Consider the following 20,513-nt stretch of genomic DNA (forward strand, 5'->3'; position numbering starts at 1 on the left):
TTACTCGAAGCGATAAGAGACCGACAGACCTACGCCGTAGTTACGGCCCGGTGCAGGTTCGTAATAACGCCCGTTGGATTCATTCACGATAACCGATCCGACATACTCTTTATCGAACAGGTTATCGACGCGACCAAAGACGTCCATTCCCCAGTTACCGTAGTTGAATTTATACCCGGTATTCAGCCCAACCACCGTGTAGGACGGGGCTTTCGCCGTGTTCTCGTCATCCGCCATGATATCGCTCATGTAGCGCACATCCGATCCCGCATACCAGCCTTCTTCCGGCTGCCAGCCAAATGAGGCATAACCCATGTTGCGGGCAATGCCCGGCATACGGTTGCCGTTACAGTCGCCGGTGCTGCACACGTTGGTACGATAGGTGGCGTCCAGATAGGTCCACGCCATTTTCAGCTTCCAGTTCTCAGCAAACTGCTGATCCAGGGAAACTTCAACCCCCTGACGACGGGTTTTACCGGCGTTTTTGTAGCTGGTACGACCGCCAGCGCTGGCATCGACGACAATCTCATCATCCGTATCGGTGCGGAACAGCGCTGCCGTCAGCAGACCATTACCGATACGGGTTTTGCTGCCCACTTCATAGGTATTGTTCGTGGAAGGTTTCAGGCCAATGTTGAGGCCGCCCTGGTTATCCGCACGATAAGAGAGCTCATTGATGGTTGGCGTTTCAAACCCGCGACCTGCCGCAGCATAGAGATTCCACGCATCGGTCACGGCATATTTCACCGAACCGGCCGGGAGCCACTTGTGATAGCTTGCGTCACCGCTGTCGTCTCCGTTGCCCGGGGTCACGTAATGGTCGTTGGAGTCAAACCAGACCGAGCTGTAACGGACGCCGGCATCCACGGAGAGTTTCTGCGTTAACTGCCAGCTGGTTTGCAGGTACGGGTCGACGTTCCACATCAGGTTACGTTCGTTACGGCGTTTGTCGCCCTTGACGCCGTACTCCGGCACGCCGTTGTTCATGACGAAGTTCTCGTATCCGCGACGATCTTCGCTCATGTTTTCGTAGTTCAGACCGGTGGTAAAGGTGACCGGAACCAGCAGTTCGCCACGGTGCGTCCAGCGGGTATCAATCCCCTGGTAATGGCGCTGCATATCAATCACGCCGCCGGAGTGGGAAGGTCTCAACTGAGGCTGATAAGGAATTGACTGGTACTGCGTCATTTCACGTTCGCCGGCGTACATCATGACGCTGAGATCGTCCTGGGTGCTGAGCTGACGATCGTAGCGCAGGCCAGCCTGGGTCTGCTTGATGGTCTTACGCGTATTGTATTGATCGCCACGCGGAGACTGGCGAGGGTTGTCATGCCACTCCTGGGCACTCAGTCCACCCGGATCGTTGGCTTTCATGTCCACGCTGTTGAAAATCAGCGTCAGCTTGCTCACGTCATCAATACGAACACCCAGTTTAGCGTTGGCGAGATTCTTCCGCGCGCCGCTGTGGTCGCGATAACCTTTGGTCGTGAAACGGGTAGTGGACACGGTGTAATCCACATCCCCGGCATGCGTCCCGTCACCCATCGCGCCGGTGGCTTTCATTCCATAGCGCCAGGTACCGTAACTGCCGTAATAGCTGCTGGCCTCGATGGTCGGCGGCTGCTGCCCGGTCTGGGTCGTCATGTTGATCACGCCGCCAGAGGCGTTGCCATAAAGGGCAGAGAAGGGGCCGCGCAGCACTTCTACGCTGTCCACGCTGGAGAGATCGATATTGGAGGTTTGTCCCTGTCCATCCGGCATGGTTGCCGGAATACCGTCGACATACATACGGATACCGCGCACGCCGAAGGTTGAGCGGGCACCAAACCCACGCATCGAAAGCTGGAGATCCTGAGCGTAATTCTGGCGGTTCTGGATCTGCAGCCCCGGCACGCTGCCAAGAGATTCAGACAGGTTAATGCGTGGCGCAGAATGACGCATATCATCGCCATTCACGACGCTGACCGCCGCCGGGGTATCGAGCTCCGAGACGGTTTGCGGCGTGGCGCTGACGATCATGGTCTGTTCATCGGCACTCATCGCAGTGAGAGGCGCAGAGATAACAGGAACCAGCAGCAGTGGAAGCGTTGCCTTACGGGCAGAAATGATTTTCATGAAATAGACCGGTTATGGAAAAAACGTACCAAATGGAACATGTCCATATATGTTAAATCTTTTGTAAATCTTTTGAAAACTATAACCGCACATTGCGTTAATGAAAGGCCGGGGAGGAAAGAAAAACTCCACATTTAACTCATAAATGATTACTATTCTCATTATCAAGAAGGCAATGCCATGACGTTGCCTGCCGGAAGTGATGTCAGCAGTAAACCCTGTGTTCAAAAAAGGAATTGTTATGTCTTTACGTCATCTGTGCTCGCCGCGCCTGAGTATGTCTCTGCTGTCAGGGGCGTTACTGTTTGCCGGAACCTTCCAGGTTCATGCTGCCGAAGAGATGTTGCGCAAAGCGGTAGGGAAAGGCGCATATGAAATGGCCGTGAGCCAGCAGGAGAATGCGCTGTGGGTCGCGACATCGCAGAGCCGCAAAACGGACAAAGGCGGGATTGTCTATCGCCTTGACCCGGTCACGCTGGACGTGACGCAGGTCATTCATAACGATCTCAAACCCTTCGGTGCCACCCTTGATAATGCCACCCAGACGCTGTGGTTTGGTAACACCATCAACGGCGCGGTAACCGCGATTGATGCCAAAACGGGTGAGGTGAAAGGGCGACTGGTGCTGGATAACCGTCAGCGCAGTGAAACCGTCAAACCGCTGCAGCCGCGCCAGCTGGTGGCCGATGACATCACAAACACGGTTTACATCACCGGCGTAGGCCAGGAGAGCGCGATTTGGGTGGTGGATGGTGCAACGCTGAAGCTGAAAGAGACCATCGGCAGTACCGGTAAATTCAGCACCGGCCTGGCGCTGGATGCGAAGGCAAAACGTCTTTACACCACCAATGCTGATGGCGAACTGGTGACGATTGATACGGCAACCCACAAAATCCTCAGCCGTAAAAAAGTGCAGGACGACGGTAAGGAGCACTTCTACCTGAATCTGAGCCTGGATACCGCCGGACAGCGTGCGTTCTTAACCGACTCAAAGCAGCCGGAAGTGCTGGTGGTGAATCTGAAGGACGGCAGCGTCATCAAGAAAATTGCCGTGCCTGAATCGCTGGCCGTTCTGTTTAACCCGGCGCGCAACGAAGCGTATGTGACGCACCGTGAAGCGGGTAAGGTGAGCGTAATCGACGCGAAAACCTACAACGTTACCAAAACCTTCGACACCCCGGTCTACCCGAACAGTCTGGCGCTCTCAGCGGATGGCAAAACCCTGTATGTGACGGTAAAACAAAAATCGACCCGTCAGCAGGAAGCCACCCAGCCTGATGACGTGATTCGTATCACGCTCTAAGTTTCGCTCCTCAACACAAAGAAAAAGGGAAGGCGCAATGCCTTCCCTTTGTGTTAACCAGCAGGTCGATATTAACGCGACGTCTCTTCAACCAGCGGGGCGTCGTGTTTGGCATCATCAGGATGAACCGGCGCCGTGCTGTGAATTTCTTGTACGCGTTTACGCACGCCAAACCAGCCGGCAATCAGCAATACGGCCAGCAGAGGAATGGTGGCAATTGTGTAGGTACCGTTCGGGTAATCAAACGCCATCAGCACCAGCACGCTGAACAGGAACAGCAGGGTGAGCCAGGAGGTCACCGGTGCGCCCGGCAGCTTAAAGCTGACTTCAGCGGCTTTGCCTTCTTTGATCGCTTTGCGCAGACGCATCTGGCAGACCACGATAAAGGCCCAGGAGGCGATGATGCCAAGCGCGGCAACGTTCAGCACGATTTCGAATACCTGAGACGGTACCAGGTAGTTCAGGAACACGCCGAAGACATATACCACCAGCGTCGCCAGAATGCCCGCGTAAGGCACATGCTGACGGCTCATCTTCGACATGAATTTCGGCGCCGAACCGCCCATCGACATGGAGCGCAGGATACGACCGGTGGAGTAAAGACCCGAGTTCAGACTGGAGAGTGCTGCCGTCAGCACCACGATATTCATGATGCTGCCAACATAAGGCACGCCCAGTTTAGAGAAGAAGGTCACAAACGGGCTTTGACCCGCCTGATAGGCGTTCCACGGCAGCAGCAGAACCAGCAGCACCACGGAACCAACATAAAAGAGACCGATACGCCAGATAACGCTGTTAATGGCTTTAGGGACCATGGTCTGTGGGTCTTTACATTCACCCGCCGCGGTGCCGACCAGCTCAATGGACGCGAAGGCGAACACCACACCCTGAACCAGCACCAGCGCAGGCAGCAGGCCATGCGGGAAGAAACCGCCGTTATCGGTGATCAGGTGGAAACCGGTGGCATTGCCATCAAGCGGTTTACCGCTTCCGAGGAACACCGTACCCACGACCAGGAACACCACGATGGCCAGCACTTTTACCAGCGCGAACCAGAACTCCATCTCCGCGAACCACTTCACGCCGATCATGTTCATGGTGCCGACAATGGCCAGTGCGCCCAGCGCAAACACCCATTGTGGCACATCACCAAACGCGCCCCAGTAGTGCATGTAAAGCGCGACGGCGGTGATATCGACAATACCGGTCATTGCCCAGTTGACGAAGTACATCCATCCAGCAACGTAGGCCGCTTTTTCACCGAGGAATTCACGGGCGTAAGAGACAAAACTGCCGCTGGAAGGGCGATGCAGTACCAGTTCGCCCAATGCACGAAGAATGAAGAAAGAGAAGATCCCGCACACCAGATAGACCAGGGCGAGAGCCGGGCCAGCCATCTGCAGACGAGCGCCAGCACCTAAAAACAGACCCGTTCCGATAGCGCCGCCGATGGCGATCATTTGAACCTGACGGTTGCCCATCGCTTTGTGGTAGCCCTCTTCATGGGAGTTTAACCAGCGACGTTTAGCAGCGTGATGATCGGCTGCGCTTTTATTGCTTGTTTTCATTGAGTTACCTGTTTGCCTGTCTGAACCATTATCGTGATAGTCCTGCCTGGCAGAGTGCAATACAAACGATTGCTTCTGCGCAAACACATGTTGCCTTCCCAGTCATTCTGCGTATGGATAAGGCGAAACATGGCGAGGCATCCTACCTGCAATTCATAAGCGACGCAAAATATAACCGTGCCGAAAGTGATGCACGTCGAAGGAAATCGTGTGGTCAGAGCAGACGGGGATCACAACACGCTGAATAGCGGTGAGTTTTTAGACAAATCCATTAATGAAGTGGTGCTTTAATCATCAGTTTCGCTTAATGATTGCGCAAAGCAACCAGCGCATAACGGCGCCTTTGCTCAACCGCCAAAAACGGCAATCGCCTGTTGCAGGCGGGTCGTGCGCTGCGTCAGATGGTGTGCGGCGTCCGTCACGTTATCCACCATACCGGTATTGTTTTGGGTCATTGTACCGATGCGGGAGATGGACGCGTTAATCAGGGTCAGCGCCTGCGTTTGCTCCTGCGTGGCGTGGCCTATCTCCTTAATCAGAGAAGACATCTCCATGACATTGCCAATCATCACCGTGAGCTGCGATTCAGTTTGCTCGACCTTCTCCACGCCGGCGTTCACGCTGGAAACGTTTTTCTCTATAAGCGTTTTGATCTCTTTGGCCGCCGTGGCAGAGTGCTGGGCAAGGTTGCGCACTTCGGCCGCCACGACTGCAAAACCGCGCCCGGCATCACCCGCACGCGCCGCTTCAACGGCCGCGTTCAGCGCCAGAATATTGGTCTGGAAGGCGATACGATCGATGACGCTGATGATGTCGACGATCTGGCTGTTATCCTGCGACACGGACTGCATCATGCCGATAGTCTCTTTCATCATTGCTTCACCCCGGTGAGCGCTGGTGCGGGTGCGATCTGCCATCAGGATCGCGTCTTTCGCCGTTACAGCCGTCTGCTGAACCGCGCTGGCAATTTCTTCCACGGCTGAGGCCGTTTGCTGCAGAAAGTCTGCGGTTTCTTCGGTACGCGTTTGTAATGCCATACCTTCTTTCGCCACCTGCTGGCTGATTGTACTTATACCGCTGATTTGCGCACCGACATCGTCCACCAGCGAATGGAGGTTCAGACCCGACTGATTCACCATGCGCATCATCAGGCCGATTTCATCGACGCGGTCAAAATGGTAATAGTCCGCTTTACGTCCTGAAACCACCCGCTGCATTTGCTGGACAATGGATTTAACCGGCTTCGCAATTTGCGCATGAAGATAAACGGCCAGGGCAATAAATAGCAGAGCCAGACCTACAGTCTCAACAATACGATCGGCAAATATAAACAGCTGCAGACAGGCGAGCAGGGCGGTTATCGCAATACCAAGATGGATCCTTTTACTGGTGCTGAGGCGTTTAAACAGCGACGTAAAAGAGAACAGACCGTGGCGAACAAACAGGCCTTTATAAAAGCGGTGATGTTTTAATTCATTATTGCGCACTTTCTCATACCGTTTTTCACTGACAGCAATCTCTTCACGCGAAGGAATATTTCGCACAGAAATATAGCCGGTTAACGTTTCATTCTGATAAACCGGGGTGACGTTTGCGCGCACCCAGTAGTGATCGCCGTTCTGGCGGCGGTTCTTGACCAGCCCCGTCCAGGTCTCACCCTGTTGCAGGGTAAACCACATGTCGCCAAACGCCTCGGCAGGCATGTCGGGATGGCGAATAAGATTATGCGGCTCACCGAGAAGACTCTCTTCTTTATAGCCGCTGGCGTCAATAAAGGCAGAGTTCGCATAGGTAATATGGCTGTGCGTATTGGTGGTCGACATAAGCGTCGAACCTTCGTTAAGTAAATACTCGTTTTGTGTAACGGGAGTGTTATTCCGCATCAGTAACCCCATGGTCATATATCAATAAAAAAAGAGCCCGTTAAACATTCAGGCAAGTTTGTAAGGTTTGTTTTTATTTTTACTGTCGGCATATTCTCTACGAAAGTTATGCGTTCCGGAATACCCTGTATTTAGTATTTTTTATTTTTAAAATGCGACCGATGTAATAAAAATGAAAATATTTATCGGTGCGTTTTTGTAGCACCCTGCAAATAAATGCCATAAGGCAAATTAAAAGCGGGAGATCACTCTTCGACGTAAACTGACCCGCCGAAATAGCGTTTCGTTAACAAGATGAAAACGCTATGCTTTAAGGGTTTTTCTTCAACAGGGGGCAACAGGATGAAAGTGAATGTGATTGGCACCAGCGGGAGTGGAAAAAGCACCCTGGCGAAGCGTATCGCCGCAGAACTGGATATTCCTTACATCGAAATGGACCGACTTTACTGGTGTCCAGACTGGCAGGGCACCCCGGACGCTATCTTGCTGGAAAAACTGGAGACGACGCTAAAGGCGTCAGCGGAGTGGGTGCTTGATGGCAACTATAACCGTACGCGCCCTGTGAAATGGCGAGACGTGGATCGGGTGGTGTGGGTGGATTATGGGTTCGCCCGAACTTTGTATCAGGCTGTCACCCGAGCGTTCACGCGCGCCTGGCACAAACAGGAACTGTGGCCCGGTACGGGAAACTGTGAGAGTTTTCGTCGCTCATTCTTGAGCCGTGAGTCCATTATTATCTGGACAATCAAAACCTGGCGCAGCAACCGCGCACGTTATGCACGCGATATGGTAGACCCGCAATACGCCCATATTCATTTTGTCCGCATTACCCGCCGCAGTGAGGTGGAAAACCTCATTTCATCGCTTAAGTCACACGCGTAGCATGGATTTATATATCTGATTTCCGGCAAACCAAATGTAAATTAATTGTTTCTCAGAGGTGAAATACGCCTTTAATAATGACGACATGTTAAGTCAAACGAGAACGCAACATGTCCTGGCGAATCAGTATTCTGGATAAAAGCCCCATCGCTGAAAACGAAACGGCTGCCGATGCACTGGCGCGAACCCTGGCGCTGGCACAGCAGGCAGAAAATCTGGGCTATCACCGTTTCTGGATTGCCGAACACCACAACACGCCCCAGCTGGCCAGCCCTTCACCCGAACTGTTAATCGCCTGGATCCTCGGGCAAACCCGGCGTATCCGCGTGGGCTCTGGTGGCGTCATGCTCCAGCACTACAGCCCTTACAAAGTCGCAGAAAATTTCAACCTCCTGGCCGCGCTTGCTCCCGGACGCGTGGATCTGGGCGTTGGGAAAGCCCCAGGCGGCCTGCCGCTCTCCACCCGGGCGCTGCAGCAGGGCCTCGATCAACAGCAAAAAGGCAGTTTTGCCGAACAGCTGACACAGCTTCATCACTGGATCCAGCCGGAAAATCAGTCCGTGGACGAGGCCGTTCGCGCGACGCCGCTGCCGCCGGTTCCGGCGCAGGGGTTCCTGCTGGGGGCCAGTACCGAAAGCGCGCTGCTGGCCGCGAAACTTGACTGGTATTTTGTCTTTGCTGCTCACCTGAATGGGGATCCGGCGCTGCTGCGTGAAGTCATCACCACCTGGCGTAACCACAGCGCTCGGGATGCGATTGTGGCGGTGCAGGTCATCGTCGCCCAGTCGCAGGCTGAGGCGGAGGCACTGGCACAACAGGTTGAAGTCTGGGGCGTCGAACTGGCAAATGGGCAGCGCGTCACCGTGGCCAGCGAAGAGCAGGCCTATGCCTTTGCCCGACAGGCGGGCAGCGAGCCGGTGCGCATTGCCCGTCGGGCACAGTCGCTGCTGGCGGGAACAGCTGAATCGGTGCTGGAACAGTTGAACGCCCTGCACGAAAAATGGGGCATTGATGAATTCATTATTGATACCCCCGTTGCGGATGGCGTAACGCGAATACAGTCCCTGCGTCTGCTGGCGCAGGCGAAGCTTAACAAGGAGGTCGCCGTATGCGTTTTGACGAACAACTAATTGCCTGGCGCCGGGAGCTGCACCAGAACCCGGAGCTGTCCGGCCAGGAGGTCGAAACGACCGCTCGCCTGCGTCAGTGGCTGACGAAGGCTGGTATTACGCCGCTGCCTTATGCGCTTCAGACCGGCGTGGTGGCCGAAATCGGCACGGGGAAAAAGCTGATTGCGCTGCGGGCCGATATTGATGCCTTGCCCATTGAAGAGCGCAGCGGCGTGCCGTTTAGTTCACAGCGTGCGGGTGTGATGCATGCCTGCGGACACGATATTCATACCAGTGTGATCCTCGGGGCGGCGTTAAAACTTAAAGAGCGTGAAGCGTCTTTAAACGGGCGTGTGCGGATCCTTTTTCAGCCGGCTGAAGAGAACTTTGGCGGCGCGAAAAGTATGGTGCGGGCCGGTGCCTTACGTGATGTCAGTGCCATTTTCGGGATGCATAACGAGCCGGGGCTGCCGGTCGGGGAATTTGCCACCCGCGGTGGACCGTTCTACGCCAACGTCGACCGGTTTGTTATCCGAATTACCGGTAAAGGCGCGCATGCTGCACGTCCGCATGAAGGTAACGACGCCATCGTGCTGGCGAGCCAGCTGGTAACGGCGTTGCAGAGCGTTGCCAGCCGCAACGTCAACACGCTTGATTCCGTGGTGCTGAGCGTCACGCGCATTACCGGGGGCAATACCTGGAACGTCCTGCCGGAAAGCGTTGAGCTGGAAGGCACGCTTCGCACCCACCGCGTGGAAGTGCAGCAGAATGTGAAAGCACGCGTCGGCGAAATTGCCGCCGGGTTTGCCAGCGCGTTTAGCGCGCAGATCGACATCACCTGGTACGCCGGGCCTACCGCGCTGGTCAATGACGCGCACTGGGCCGAATTTGCCACCGCCGTCGCCAGAGAATCTGGGTATGAAACGCAGCACGCCGAGCTGCATATGGGCGGGGAAGATTTCGCGGTGTATCTGCAGCAGGTCCCCGGGGCGTTTGTCAGCATCGGCAGCGCCAGTCCGTTCGGTTTACATCACCCGGCCTTCAACCCGGATGAAGCATTAATTGAGCCCGCTGCCCGCTATTTTGCACAGCTTGCGGAAAAAGCCCTGCAACACGTTTAATTCTGAAGAGGTGAATATGTCTGCAACCCGACAATTGCGGCTGGGAACCATTTTGCATGGTGCTTCCGGGAACATGTCTGCCTGGCGTCATCCGGCGGCAGTCGCCGATGCCAGCATTAATTTTGATTTTGTAAAAGCCACGGCGTTAAAAGCCGAAGAGGGGAAGCTTGATTTTTTATTCGTCGCCGACGGCCTCTATATTAACAAGAAATCCATCCCGCATTTCTTAAACCGGTTTGAGCCTTTGACGGTCTTGTCCGCACTGGCAAGTCTGACCTCGCGCCTCGGTCTGGTCGGTACCTTATCGACCTCCTACAGCGAACCGTTTACCGTGGCGCGCCAGTTTGCCAGCCTGGATCATTTGAGCAACGGACGCGCAGGCTGGAACGTGGTGACCTCACCGCTCGAGGGATCGGCGAAAAACTTCTCGCGCGAGAAACACCCTGAACATGCGCTGCGCTACCGGATAGCGGATGAATACCTCGACGTGGTGAAAGGACTCTGGGATTCCTGGGAGGGGGATGCCTTTGTGCGCAACAAAGAGAGCGGCCAGTTCTTTGACCCGGCAAAACTGCATACGCTTGATCACCACGGCGATTTCTTCCAGGTGGCCGGTCCGCTCAATATTGGCCGCACGCCGCAGGGACGCCCGATTGTCTTTCAGGCGGGTGCATCGGATGACGGAAAAAAACTGGCTGCGAAACATGCTGACGCCATTTTTACCCATCATGAAACGTTAGAGGAAGCCAAAGCGTTTTATCGTGACGTGAAACACCAGCTTGAATCCAATGGCCGCAGGGCATCGGACTTACATATTTTTCAGGGTGTCAGCGTGATTGTTGGCAAGGACGCGGAGGACGTGGAGAACCAGTATCAGACAACCGCGGCTCTGGTGTCGATTAACGATGCCCTGAATTACCTCGGCCGTTATTTTGAACATCACGATTTCAGCCAGTACCCGCTTGACGAGCCGTTCCCGGACATCGGTGAACTGGGTAAAAACAGTTTTCGCAGCACGACCGATGAAATTAAGCGTAATGCTCGCGAACGCAACTTAACCCTGCGTCAGGTTGCACTCGAAGCGGCATCCCCGCGCCCGCGCTTTTCCGGTACGCCGGAGCAGGTGGCAGACGGTCTGCAGGGCTGGTTTGAGGCATTCGCCGCGGACGGCTTCATTATTCAGGGTGGAACGCCGGACACGTTCCCGCGTTTTGTTGACCAGGTTGTCCCGGTGTTACAGGCCCGCGGGTTATTCCGCACCGACTATCCCGGCACTACGCTGCGCGACAGTCTGGGTTTAGACGAACCGCAAAACCAGTTCACACAACAATAATAGAGAACCTCGCTATGCAGAAATCATCGCTTATTCTGGCGCTTGCGCTGGCCTTTTCCCCTGCCGTCTGGGCAGAGAATGTGAACATTAACGGTACTGGCGTGAGCCTGGAAGCCAACAAAACGCCCGTCAACACCGCCAAAAACAGCGACGCCATCGCGCAACTGCCGAAAGATTATCGCTTCGCCGTGCCGGGCAAATTCACCGTGGCGGTTGCCGCGCTTAACTCACCGCCGCTGACCGTTTTTTCCGACGACAATAAAACGCTGCTCGGAAGCGAGGTGGACGTTGCCCGTCTGGTGGCCGACAGCCTTGGGCTGGAGCTGAACGTGGTGCCAACCTCCTGGGAGGACTGGCCTCTCGGCGTCGTCTCCGGGAAATACGATGCGGCGATCAGCAACATCACCGTGACCAGAGAGCGCAAAGAGAAGTTTGATTTTGCCACTTACCGTAAAGATTCCCTCGGTTTCTATGTGAAATCGACCAGTCCGATTACCTCGCTGCAGAAGGCGGAGGACATCGCCGGGCTGCGCATCATCGTAGGTTCCGGAACTAACCAGGAGGCTATCCTGCTGGCGTGGAATGCGCAGAACGTGAAGAAAGGCCTGAAGCCGTTTACCCCGATCTACACCAAAGACGATGCATCACAAACCCTGTCTCTCCAGTCAGGCCGCGCAGATGCGTTCTTTGGCCCGAACGTGACTGGCGCATGGAAAGCGGCGCTGACCGGGAAAACGAAACGGGTTGGGATTGTCGACGGCGGCTGGCCGAAGGCGGCGCACATTGCGGTGACGCTGAAAAAAGGCAGCGGCCTGGTCGAGCCGGTACAGACCGCACTTAACGGGGTCATCAAAAACGGCGATTACGACAAAGTGCTGAACCGCTGGGGGGAAGGGGTAGAACGTATCCCTCAATCAGAAGTGAACCCGGCTGGACTGGGTGACTAAGGAGGCGCTATGCGCGAGCAATTTCGGGACGTGTCACCGGAAGACGCCGATCTTCAGCCCATTATCGACGGATTATTCGGTGAATATGCCGCCCGCTATGGCGACTACTTCTCTAAAGACGCGGAAGTGGAGCTCACGGAGTGGTACCTGGCCCCGCAGGGGCTGTTTATTGTCCTTGAGCGTGACGGCGACATCATCGCCACCGGCGCGTATAAACCGTTTGATGAACGCACCGCTGAAATCAAACGAATCTGGACGCACAAGGCGCTGCGTCAACAGGGGCTGGCGGCCCGCGTCGTCCAGGAGCTGGAGCGCCGGGCGGTACAGGCCGGTTACAGCCAGATCTACCTCACCACCGGTTTTCGTCAGCCGGAAGCGGTCAGGCTCTATATCAGCCAGGGCTATCAGCCGCAGTTCGATCTGAACCGCGATCCGGAAGAGTACAGCCAGCCGCCGTTTGATGGCCGGCTGCGTTTCACCAAAACGCTAATCAGTGAAGCGTTCAGCAAAACAGCATGAGGAATGACAATGAGCAACGTTGAAACCATTAAGGTGGTCCCGGCGCGTTATCCGCTGCGGACTGTCGGTGCCGTGGTGGCGCTGTTTGTGCTTGCGGTGGTCATTCAGTCCGTGGCCTTTAACCCGCGCTGGGAGTGGTCTGTTTTTGCCCGCTGGTTCTTTGACCCGGTTATCCTTGAAGGCGTAGGGCAGACATTGCTGTTGACCCTGATCGGCACTGCGCTGAGCGTGGTCATCGGCGGCCTGCTGGCGCTGGCGAGGCTCTCTTCATCCTGGCTGCTGAGCAGCCTGGCCTGGGGGTATATCTGGCTGTTTCGTTCGTTGCCGCTGATTGTGGTTCTGATCATTCTCTATAACTTTTCCTATCTCTACGACACGCTCTCGCTCGGCGTACCCTTCACCGCCATTACCTGGGGTCGCTTCGAAACCATCAACGTGCTGGGACAGTTTTCCACCGCCGTGGTGGGACTGACGCTGGTTCAGAGCGCGTATACCGCCGAGATCATTCGCGGCGGTTTTCTGGGGGTGGATCATGGTCAGTATGAAGCGGCGGCGGCACTCGGTCTGCCAGCCTGGCGTCGCACGGTGCGTATCATTTTGCCGCAGGCGCTGCGCACGATTCTGCCGTCCGGATTTAATGAAATTATCAGTCTCGCGAAAGGCACGGCGATGGTGTATGTCCTGGCGATGCCGGAACTCTTCTATACCATTCAGATGATCTATAACCGCACGCAGGAGGTGATCCCGCTGCTGATGGTCGGTGCGGTCTGGTATCTGGTGATTACCACCGTGTTGTCTGCCATTCAGCATGTTGTGGAGCGCGGGCTTGCCCGCAGCGAACGTCGTTCAGCCGTTAATCAAAACCGGGTAGCCAGTCGCGTCCGTTCCGTATCCACCGCATCAGTACAGGAGCCCATCCATGCAAACCTCTCCTGAAGGGCATATTTCGATTACCGGCGTCAGTAAGTTTTTTGGCCGCCATAAAGCGCTTGATAACGTCTCGCTGGAGATCCCGCCCGGATCGGTAACGGTCATCCTCGGGCCTTCCGGATCGGGTAAATCGACGCTTCTGCGCACCATTAACCATCTGGAACGCGTCGACGAAGGGTTTATCCAGATTGACGGTGACTACATCGGTTACCGCCGTCAGGGTGACAAACTCTACGAGCTGAAAGAGAAAGAGATCCTCAAACAGCGCGTCAATGTGGGCTATGTCTTCCAGAACTTTAATCTTTTTCCGCATCTCACGGTGCTGGAAAACCTGATTGAAGCGCCCATCGCCCATAAAAAACTGAGTAAGAAAGAAGCCGTTGAAAGGGCATACAGCCTGCTGGATGTGGTCGGGCTGCGCGATAAAGCCGACGCCTGGTCGCGCCATCTCTCCGGTGGCCAACAGCAGCGTATTGCCATTGCCCGCGCGCTGGCGTTACGTCCCCGGGTAATGCTGTTTGATGAGCCCACTTCAGCGCTCGACCCGGAACTGGTTGGCGAAGTGCTGGATGTGATTAAAAAGCTCGCCCGCTCGGGTACCACGCTGGTGGTGGTCACCCACGAGATCGGCTTTGCCCGGGAAGTGGCGGATCAAGTGGTCTTTATGGTCGACGGCAAAATTGTGGAGCAGGGTAGCAGTGACGACGTATTAACCCGTCCGTCGCACCCGCGAACGCGCCAGTTCCTGTCAAAAGTGCTGTAAGGAGCGCAGATGAAATATGCTTTTCTGGCCGGTCTGGCTTTTACGACCGCGAGCCATGCGGGTATCGATTTACACGCCAACGAGCAGCCGCTTCCGGTGACGGTAGATCGGCAGGCCGTCGCGAAGATCCCCGCGAACTATAAATTTGTTGAGCCGGGCACGCTCACGGTAGCGATCTCAGCGCTCAACTCTCCACCGCTGGCGCTGCTTGCCAGCGATAACCGGACGCGGATTGGCAGCGATCCGGATATTGCCCGCTTGCTGGCGGGCAGTCTGGGGTTAAAGCTGAAGCTGGTTCCCACGGCCTGGGAAGACTGGCCGCTGGGGATCAGCTCCGGACGCTATGACGTGGCGCTGGTGAATATTGCGGTGACCGAACAGCGAAAAGAGAAATTTGATTTTGCGACCTATCGCGTCGACTCACTGGCGTTTTCTGTGAAATCCACCAGCGCGGTCCAGGCGATTAACAGCGCAAAAGATCTGGCAGGCAAAAAGGTGATTGTCGGTTCCGGGACCAATCAGGAGCGCATTCTGCTGGGCTGGAATGAAGAGAACAAAAAAGCCGGTCGTGCGCCTGCGCTGCCGGTCTATCTGACCGATGATGCTTCCGGCAACCTCTATATTCAGTCCGGCAGGGCGGATGTGTTCTTCGGACCTCAATCCGTATCCGCCTATAAAGCGGCGTTGACCGGCAAAACGCGCGTAGTGGGTCTCGGGCCGAAGAGAGCCTATGTCGCCACGACGACCAAAAAAGGCAATGGGCTGGTTTATGCTTTGCAGGCTGCGCTGGAGGGCGCTATTACGCGTGGAGAGTACCAGCGGGTGCTGGCACGCTGGGGAGAAGAGGGCGAAGCGGTGACGCAATCCGACGTGAACCCGCCTGGGATAACCTATTAGTCATGTCTACACTTAGGGTTTTCATCCCGGAGGGGGCAACATGATTAAACTCTATGGTGTACCCGGCTGGGGATCGGCAATCAGTGAAGTGATGCTGACTCTGGCAGACATCCCTTATCAATTTATCAACGTGGACGGGTTCGACCAGCCCGGCCCGCAGCGTGAGTTGCTGAAAGCACGCAATCCGCTGTGTCAGGTACCCACGCTGGAACTGGAAAACGGGGCGATCATGACCGAAACGGCGGCGATTGCCCTGATGGTGCTGGACAGATGTCCCGATCTTGCACCTGCCGTCGGGCAGGCTGAGCGGCAGCAGTTTCAGCGGTTGCTCATCTGGTTTGTTGCGAACGTTTATCCCACCTTTACCTACGCCGACTACCCCGAACGCTGGGTGCCGGATGCGCCAGAGCAGTTGAAAAACAGCTGTATTGAATACCGAAAATCACTCTATCTGTGGTTTGACAGCCAGCTCAGTGCCACCCCTTTTGCGCTCGGGGAACGGCTGACACTGCTTGACGTCTACATCACGGTTGCACGCACCTGGGGGCCTCGCCATGCATGGTTTGCGGCGAATACGCCGAAGATAACGGCGATTGCGGATACCGTGTGCCAGCTGCCGGAACTGCACAAGGTGTTAAAGGCAAACGAGATAATCTGATAACGTGGAACTCACATTCATAACTGGAAGCCTGCATATGCCACACGTAGATATCAAATGTTTTCCCCGTGATTTGAACGACGACCAAAAAACCGCGCTGGCGGCGGATATTGCCGAGGTGATTACCCGTCATCTGAACAGTAAAGATCGCTCTATTTCGGTCGCCCTGAACGAAGTGCAGGAAGCCGACTGGAAAGCGCAGGTCTGGGATACCGAAATTGAACCCAACCTGGATCACTTAATTAAGAAACCCGGCTATTCAATGTGAGAGAGGGTCGGGCGGCGCGGAGTCGCCCGACACGACACACGCGTTACTTCGTCTGCAGCAATATTGCCATCAGCCCCGGAAAGCGGGCATCAAGATCGTCCCTGCGCAGTGAAATCATATTTTCTCGTCCCTGCGGGCGCTGCCAAATCACGCCGCTGTCGCGCAAGACGCGCCAGTGATGGGTCATCGTCGATTTCACCACCTCGTCCGGGCGCAGTGCGTTACAGCTCAGTTCGCTGCCATCGGCCAGCCTGCGGATAATCGACAGCCGTAGCGGGTTACCGAGGGCAAAAAGCACATTTTCCAGCAGTATTTGTTCAGTTTCAGGGTGGTTCGGGATCATCGTTTTCCTGCGTCTGGTGTCAGATTGAGCTATATCAACAATAGGTCAACCGTAAAAAAATAGTTCGATAATACTCGTACAATAGGACTATTATAGCAAACGAACGAACACGCGACCATCCCGGTCGTCACAACGCAGTCTTAATGACTAAGGAAATATTATGCCCCGACCCATCCCTCTCGAACGTTATCGCAACATCGGTATCTCCGCGCATATCGATGCCGGTAAAACGACCACCACCGAGCGCATCCTGTTTTATACCGGTATGAGCCACAAACTGGGTGAAGTACACGATGGCGCGGCAACTACCGACTGGATGGCACAGGAGCAAGAGCGCGGGATAACCATTACCTCTGCGGCAGTCAGCTGTTTCTGGCCAGGTATGGACCGGGGCTTTGAACCGCACCGGATCAACATTATCGACACCCCGGGCCACGTGGATTTCACCATTGAGGTGGAACGTTCCATGCGTGTTCTCGACGGCGCTGTCATGGTGTATGACTCCGTCGGTGGCGTGCAGCCGCAGTCGGAAACCGTCTGGCGTCAGGCGAACAAATATCATGTCCCGCGGCTGGCCTTCGTCAATAAAATGGACCGCCCGGGTGCGGACTTCTTCCGCGTCGTGCGAATGATGCAGGAGCGTCTGAAAGCGAATCCGGTCCCGATTGTTATTCCGGTGGGGGCAGAAGAACACTTCACCGGCGTGGTGGATCTCATCAAAATGCGTACCATTTTGTGGGACGATGCTACCCAGGGCATGGTGTTTACCTATGCTCCTGTGCCGGATGACGTAGTGAGTACAGCGCAGGAATGGCGGGAAAAAATGGTCTCTGCGGCGGCGGAAGCCAGCGATGAGCTGATGGATAAATACCTGGAAACGGGTGATTTAGAGGAAGCGGAAATCATCAGGGGGCTGCGTATGCGGACCATCTCCGGTGAAATCCAGCCGATGCTGTGCGGCAGTGCGTTTAAAAATAAAGGCGTGCAACGCATGCTCGATGCGGTCATTGAACTGATGCCGTCGCCTCTGGACGTGCCCGCCATTGATGGTGTGGATGAGAATGGGCAGCATGCCGAGCGTCATCCAGACGACAACGAGCCGTTCTCCGCATTGGCCTTTAAACTGATGAGCGACCCGTACGTCGGACAGCTGACCTTTATCCGCGTTTACTCTGGCGTGCTGCGCAAAGGCGACGCGGTGTACAACCCGGTGAAAGGGAAGAAAGAGCGCATTGGGCGCATCGTGCTGATGCATGCTAACGATCGCCACGAAGTGGATGAGCTGCGCGCGGGCGATATCGCGGCCTGCGTTGGGTTGAAAGATGTGACAACCGGTGACACGCTCACCGACCCGAATGCCGTCATCACGCTGGAACGGATGGAGTTTCCGGACCCGGTTATCTCGCTTGCGATAGAGCCGAAAACCAAAGGCGATCAGGAGAAAATGGGCATTGCATTGCAGCGCCTGGCAGCGGAAGACCCTTCGTTTCGTCTGCACACCGATGAAGAGTCCGGCCAGACAATTATCTCCGGGATGGGTGAGTTACATCTTGAGATTATCGTTGACCGCATGCGGCGTGAGTTCGGCGTTGAGGCGAACATTGGTCGCCCACAGGTCACGTACCGTGAAACCCTGCGTAAAGCGGTGAAGGATATCGAAGGGAAATTTGTCCGACAGTCCGGCGGTAAAGGGCAGTACGGCCATGTGGTGCTCAGTCTGGCGCCGTTAGAGCCCGGCAGTGGTTTTGTATTTGAAGATGCCACCAAGGGCGGCGTTGTCCCGCGCGAGTATATTCCGTCTGTGGAGAAAGGCCTGCGCGAAGCCATGAACAGCGGTGTCCTGGCGGGGTATCCGGTTGTCGATGTGAAAGCGACCCTGACGTTTGGCTCCTATCACGAGGTCGACTCCTCTGAAATGGCGTTCCGCATGGCGGCGATCCTCGGCTTTAAAGAGGGCGCTCGTAAAGCGGACCCGGTGATTCTTGAACCGGTCATGCATGTCGAGGTGGAAACACCGGAAGAGTACGCCGGCAACATCATGGGCGATCTCTCTTCCCGCCGCGGCATGGTGCAGGGAATGGAAGAGCAGTACGGTAGTCAGATTATTCGCGCGGATGTGCCGCTGGCGGAGATGTTTGGCTATGCCACGACGCTGCGTTCGATGTCGCAAGGCCGCGCGACCTACACGATGGAATTCCATCATTTCGCGGAAGCACCGCGTAATGTTGCGGATGAAATTATTGCACGGCGCGCGAAGTAATTTAAAAGCCCTTTCCCTCGCGGAGAGGGCTTTTTTATAGGCTATTTTTCCATCGCCTTTACCATTTTCCCACTGGTCACAAACGTCCCGGCCCCCAGATGATGCAGGGTGTTCAGCTTATCGCCGTCAAACTGCCAGCGTCCGGCGACAAACGCGCGTTCATCTGCGGCTGCCGAAACAACCTCACCAAACAGCGTATCGTATTTTTCTGCGGCTGCGGTAACCGGGAGTAAACGACACTCCATCCACGCCAGACATTTCTCTTCAATCACCGGCAGGCCGAGTACCGGACCTTGTACAACCGGGATCCCGTAGCAGTTGAACTTGTCTTCGTCGCGCCCGCTCACGCTGCCGACGGCGTAAGCCCAGTTAGCCGCTGCCACGCCGGGGATGACGATGCCGAACTTTCCGCTGCGCTCAATCAGTTCGCGCGACCAGGTGCTTTTGTCCACCACAATTGCGATACGCGGTGGCTCAAACTCCACCGGCATCGACCAGGCCGCAGCCATGACGTTACGACGGTCGATAGACTCATCGCGGCTGGTAATCAGCACCGTAGGGCCATGGTTCAGCAGACGGCTGGCATGCTTTAATTCAACGGGACGAAACGCGCTCATGAACATTCCTCTCAGCAGGTATGCTGGCATTAAACGTCTGATGGGTAGCCGAAATCAAGATGCACCCGCAAAAAGCACTTTTGCGCATATGGAGGCCGGAAAATAGTTTATAAACAGGGAACATCACATCATGGAAGCGAATCATGTCCCCATTTCTGAGTGCTTATTTTGCCCGTACGGGTTGGCAACAGCCTGTTCAGGTTGACATCGACACCCTGCGGGCGCTGCATCTACACCACAACTGCGCGATCCCTTTCGAGAATATTGACGTCGTGATGCCGCGCGAAATCCATCTGGAAGATCAGTGCCTGGTCGACAAACTGGTGACGGCGCGTCGTGGAGGCTATTGCTTTGAGCAGAACGGCCTGTTCGAACGCGTTTTGCGTGAAGTGGGCTTTACGGTTCGCAGCGTGCTGGGCCGCGTGGTCTTAGCCAGTCCGCCACAGATGCCGCCGCGTACGCATCGTCTGCTGCTGGTTGAACTCAACGGCGAGCGCTGGATTGCCGACGTCGGTTTTGGCGGACAGACGCTGACGGCGCCGATTCGTTTGCTCGCCAACGAGGAGCAGGAGACACCCCACGGGCTGTACCGTTTGCTGAGCGAGGGCAACGACTGGATCCTGCAGTTCAGCCACCACGATCACTGGCAGTCGATGTACCATTTTGATCTGACAACACAGTATTTCAGCGATTACGTGATGGGCAACTTCTGGTCGGCGCACTGGCCGCAATCCCATTTTCGTCACCATCTGTTGATGTGTCGCCATCTGCCTGACGGCGGAAAGCTGACCCTGACCAACTTTAACTTTACCCACTGGCAGAAGGGGCATGCGGAAGAGCAGGTCCATCTTCCCGACGCGAACGCGCTGTATCAGGTGATGCAGTCACGGTTTGGACTGGGCGTAGACGATCCCAAACACGGGTTTTCGCTGGACGCGCTGACGGCGGTGATGGCCGGGTTTGATACACATCCTCAGGCCGGGAAATAGAACGGTGG

The 20,513-nt window shown here is 55.6% G+C and carries 17 protein-coding genes and 1 pseudogene; 13 read left to right on the forward strand and 5 right to left on the reverse strand.

Going from position 1 to position 20,513, the window contains the following annotated elements:
• On the reverse strand, window positions 1-2,115 hold the full coding sequence (gene pqqU / locus BJP35_RS23450) for a TonB-dependent receptor PqqU (protein WP_047744711.1): 2,115 nt from the start codon (window positions 2,113-2,115) through the stop codon (window positions 1-3).
• 241 nt (window positions 2,116-2,356) lie between these two features.
• On the opposite strand from pqqU, the gene BJP35_RS23455 reads away from it, so the two are divergent.
• Complete coding sequence (locus tag BJP35_RS23455) at window positions 2,357-3,418, forward strand: YncE family protein (protein ID WP_047744710.1); 1,062 nt, start codon at window positions 2,357-2,359, stop codon at window positions 3,416-3,418.
• A 71-nt stretch (window positions 3,419-3,489) separates the two neighbouring features.
• Here BJP35_RS23455 and ansP read toward each other — a convergent pair whose 3' ends face one another.
• Both ansP and BJP35_RS23465 read right to left on the reverse strand, forming a co-directional pair.
• On the reverse strand, window positions 3,490-4,986 hold the full coding sequence (gene ansP, locus BJP35_RS23460; protein WP_020884034.1) for an L-asparagine permease: 1,497 nt from the start codon (window positions 4,984-4,986) through the stop codon (window positions 3,490-3,492).
• A 347-nt stretch (window positions 4,987-5,333) separates the two neighbouring features.
• Window positions 5,334-6,869, reverse strand: a complete 1,536-nt coding sequence (locus BJP35_RS23465) for a PAS domain-containing methyl-accepting chemotaxis protein (RefSeq protein WP_047744709.1) — start codon at window positions 6,867-6,869, stop codon at window positions 5,334-5,336.
• A 342-nt stretch (window positions 6,870-7,211) separates the two neighbouring features.
• On the opposite strand from BJP35_RS23465, the gene BJP35_RS23470 reads away from it, so the two are divergent.
• The 10 genes and pseudogenes from BJP35_RS23470 (at window position 7,212) to pptA (ending at window position 16,296) form a co-directional block, all read left to right on the forward strand.
• Window positions 7,212-7,751: an AAA family ATPase gene (locus tag BJP35_RS23470; RefSeq protein WP_025204120.1), complete on the forward strand. Its 540-nt coding sequence runs from the start codon at window positions 7,212-7,214 to the stop codon at window positions 7,749-7,751.
• A gap of 110 nt (window positions 7,752-7,861) precedes the next feature.
• A complete protein-coding gene (locus tag BJP35_RS23475; protein WP_047744708.1) occupies window positions 7,862-8,881 on the forward strand; it encodes an LLM class flavin-dependent oxidoreductase in 1,020 nt (339 codons plus the stop codon).
• Window positions 8,860-9,981, forward strand: coding sequence for an amidohydrolase (locus BJP35_RS23480; RefSeq protein ID WP_047744707.1), 1,122 nt, complete (start codon window positions 8,860-8,862; stop codon window positions 9,979-9,981). Before BJP35_RS23475 ends, BJP35_RS23480 begins: the two co-directional genes overlap by 22 nt.
• 16 nt (window positions 9,982-9,997) lie before the next feature.
• Window positions 9,998-12,261, forward strand: a pseudogene (locus BJP35_RS24760) (NtaA/DmoA family FMN-dependent monooxygenase).
• A 9-nt stretch (window positions 12,262-12,270) separates the two neighbouring features.
• Window positions 12,271-12,780 (forward strand): GNAT family N-acetyltransferase, encoded by a 510-nt coding sequence (locus BJP35_RS23495; protein ID WP_020884041.1) that lies wholly within the window; start codon window positions 12,271-12,273, stop codon window positions 12,778-12,780.
• Window positions 12,781-12,789: 9 nt separating this feature from the next.
• Complete coding sequence (locus BJP35_RS23500; RefSeq protein WP_047744704.1) at window positions 12,790-13,716, forward strand: amino acid ABC transporter permease; 927 nt, start codon at window positions 12,790-12,792, stop codon at window positions 13,714-13,716.
• Window positions 13,700-14,473 (forward strand): amino acid ABC transporter ATP-binding protein, encoded by a 774-nt coding sequence (locus BJP35_RS23505; RefSeq protein ID WP_014170239.1) that lies wholly within the window; start codon window positions 13,700-13,702, stop codon window positions 14,471-14,473. The genes BJP35_RS23500 and BJP35_RS23505 overlap by 17 nt, the downstream gene beginning before the upstream one ends.
• A 9-nt stretch (window positions 14,474-14,482) precedes the next feature.
• Window positions 14,483-15,370: a transporter substrate-binding domain-containing protein gene (locus BJP35_RS23510; RefSeq protein ID WP_020884043.1), complete on the forward strand. Its 888-nt coding sequence runs from the start codon at window positions 14,483-14,485 to the stop codon at window positions 15,368-15,370.
• A 40-nt stretch (window positions 15,371-15,410) separates the two neighbouring features.
• Entirely contained in the window at window positions 15,411-16,028 is a 618-nt protein-coding gene (locus BJP35_RS23515; protein ID WP_014170237.1) for a glutathione S-transferase family protein, read from the forward strand.
• Between the two features lie 37 nt (window positions 16,029-16,065).
• Window positions 16,066-16,296, forward strand: coding sequence for a tautomerase PptA (gene pptA / locus BJP35_RS23520; RefSeq protein ID WP_020884045.1), 231 nt, complete (start codon window positions 16,066-16,068; stop codon window positions 16,294-16,296).
• Between the two features lie 43 nt (window positions 16,297-16,339).
• Here pptA and BJP35_RS23525 read toward each other — a convergent pair whose 3' ends face one another.
• The gene (locus tag BJP35_RS23525; RefSeq protein ID WP_014170235.1) at window positions 16,340-16,639 is read right to left on the reverse strand and encodes a helix-turn-helix transcriptional regulator; all 300 of its coding nucleotides are present in this window, start codon (window positions 16,637-16,639) and stop codon (window positions 16,340-16,342) included.
• Between the two features lie 160 nt (window positions 16,640-16,799).
• On the opposite strand from BJP35_RS23525, the gene fusA reads away from it, so the two are divergent.
• Window positions 16,800-18,899, forward strand: coding sequence for an elongation factor G (fusA, locus tag BJP35_RS23530; RefSeq protein WP_020884046.1), 2,100 nt, complete (start codon window positions 16,800-16,802; stop codon window positions 18,897-18,899).
• A gap of 41 nt (window positions 18,900-18,940) precedes the next feature.
• On the opposite strand, the gene BJP35_RS23535 is transcribed toward fusA, so the two are convergent.
• Window positions 18,941-19,516 carry a flavin reductase family protein gene (locus tag BJP35_RS23535; protein WP_086463584.1) on the reverse strand — a complete coding sequence of 192 codons (576 nt, stop codon included), beginning with the start codon at window positions 19,514-19,516 and terminating at the stop codon, window positions 18,941-18,943.
• 143 nt (window positions 19,517-19,659) lie between these two features.
• On the opposite strand from BJP35_RS23535, the gene nhoA reads away from it, so the two are divergent.
• On the forward strand, window positions 19,660-20,505 hold the full coding sequence (gene nhoA, locus BJP35_RS23540) for an N-hydroxyarylamine O-acetyltransferase (RefSeq protein ID WP_020884048.1): 846 nt from the start codon (window positions 19,660-19,662) through the stop codon (window positions 20,503-20,505).
• Window positions 20,506-20,513 lie beyond the last annotated feature (8 nt).

This window comes from Enterobacter sp. J49 (assembly GCF_002148625.1).
Taxonomy (GTDB): domain Bacteria; phylum Pseudomonadota; class Gammaproteobacteria; order Enterobacterales; family Enterobacteriaceae; genus Enterobacter; species Enterobacter ludwigii.

Bases quoted from the DNA above. Each gene is read 5' to 3' on its own strand.
- BJP35_RS23495 (WP_020884041.1), top strand. From the start codon at position 12,271: ATGCGCGAGCAATTTCGGGACGTGTCACCGGAAGACGCCGATCTTCAG.
- BJP35_RS23505 (WP_014170239.1), top strand. From the start codon at position 13,700: ATGCAAACCTCTCCTGAAGGGCATATTTCGATTACCGGCGTCAGTAAG.
- BJP35_RS23455 (WP_047744710.1), top strand. From the start codon at position 2,357: ATGTCTTTACGTCATCTGTGCTCGCCGCGCCTGAGTATGTCTCTGCTG.
- nhoA (WP_020884048.1), top strand. From the start codon at position 19,660: ATGTCCCCATTTCTGAGTGCTTATTTTGCCCGTACGGGTTGGCAACAG.
- ansP (WP_020884034.1), bottom strand. From the start codon at position 4,986: ATGAAAACAAGCAATAAAAGCGCAGCCGATCATCACGCTGCTAAACGT.
- BJP35_RS23515 (WP_014170237.1), top strand. From the start codon at position 15,411: ATGATTAAACTCTATGGTGTACCCGGCTGGGGATCGGCAATCAGTGAA.
- pptA (WP_020884045.1), top strand. From the start codon at position 16,066: ATGCCACACGTAGATATCAAATGTTTTCCCCGTGATTTGAACGACGAC.
- BJP35_RS23470 (WP_025204120.1), top strand. From the start codon at position 7,212: ATGAAAGTGAATGTGATTGGCACCAGCGGGAGTGGAAAAAGCACCCTG.
- BJP35_RS23510 (WP_020884043.1), top strand. From the start codon at position 14,483: ATGAAATATGCTTTTCTGGCCGGTCTGGCTTTTACGACCGCGAGCCAT.
- BJP35_RS23465 (WP_047744709.1), bottom strand. From the start codon at position 6,869: ATGCGGAATAACACTCCCGTTACACAAAACGAGTATTTACTTAACGAA.
- pqqU (WP_047744711.1), bottom strand. From the start codon at position 2,115: ATGAAAATCATTTCTGCCCGTAAGGCAACGCTTCCACTGCTGCTGGTT.
- fusA (WP_020884046.1), top strand. From the start codon at position 16,800: ATGCCCCGACCCATCCCTCTCGAACGTTATCGCAACATCGGTATCTCC.
- BJP35_RS23535 (WP_086463584.1), bottom strand. From the start codon at position 19,516: ATGAGCGCGTTTCGTCCCGTTGAATTAAAGCATGCCAGCCGTCTGCTG.
- BJP35_RS23500 (WP_047744704.1), top strand. From the start codon at position 12,790: ATGAGCAACGTTGAAACCATTAAGGTGGTCCCGGCGCGTTATCCGCTG.
- BJP35_RS23475 (WP_047744708.1), top strand. From the start codon at position 7,862: ATGTCCTGGCGAATCAGTATTCTGGATAAAAGCCCCATCGCTGAAAAC.
- BJP35_RS23525 (WP_014170235.1), bottom strand. From the start codon at position 16,639: ATGATCCCGAACCACCCTGAAACTGAACAAATACTGCTGGAAAATGTG.
- BJP35_RS23480 (WP_047744707.1), top strand. From the start codon at position 8,860: ATGCGTTTTGACGAACAACTAATTGCCTGGCGCCGGGAGCTGCACCAG.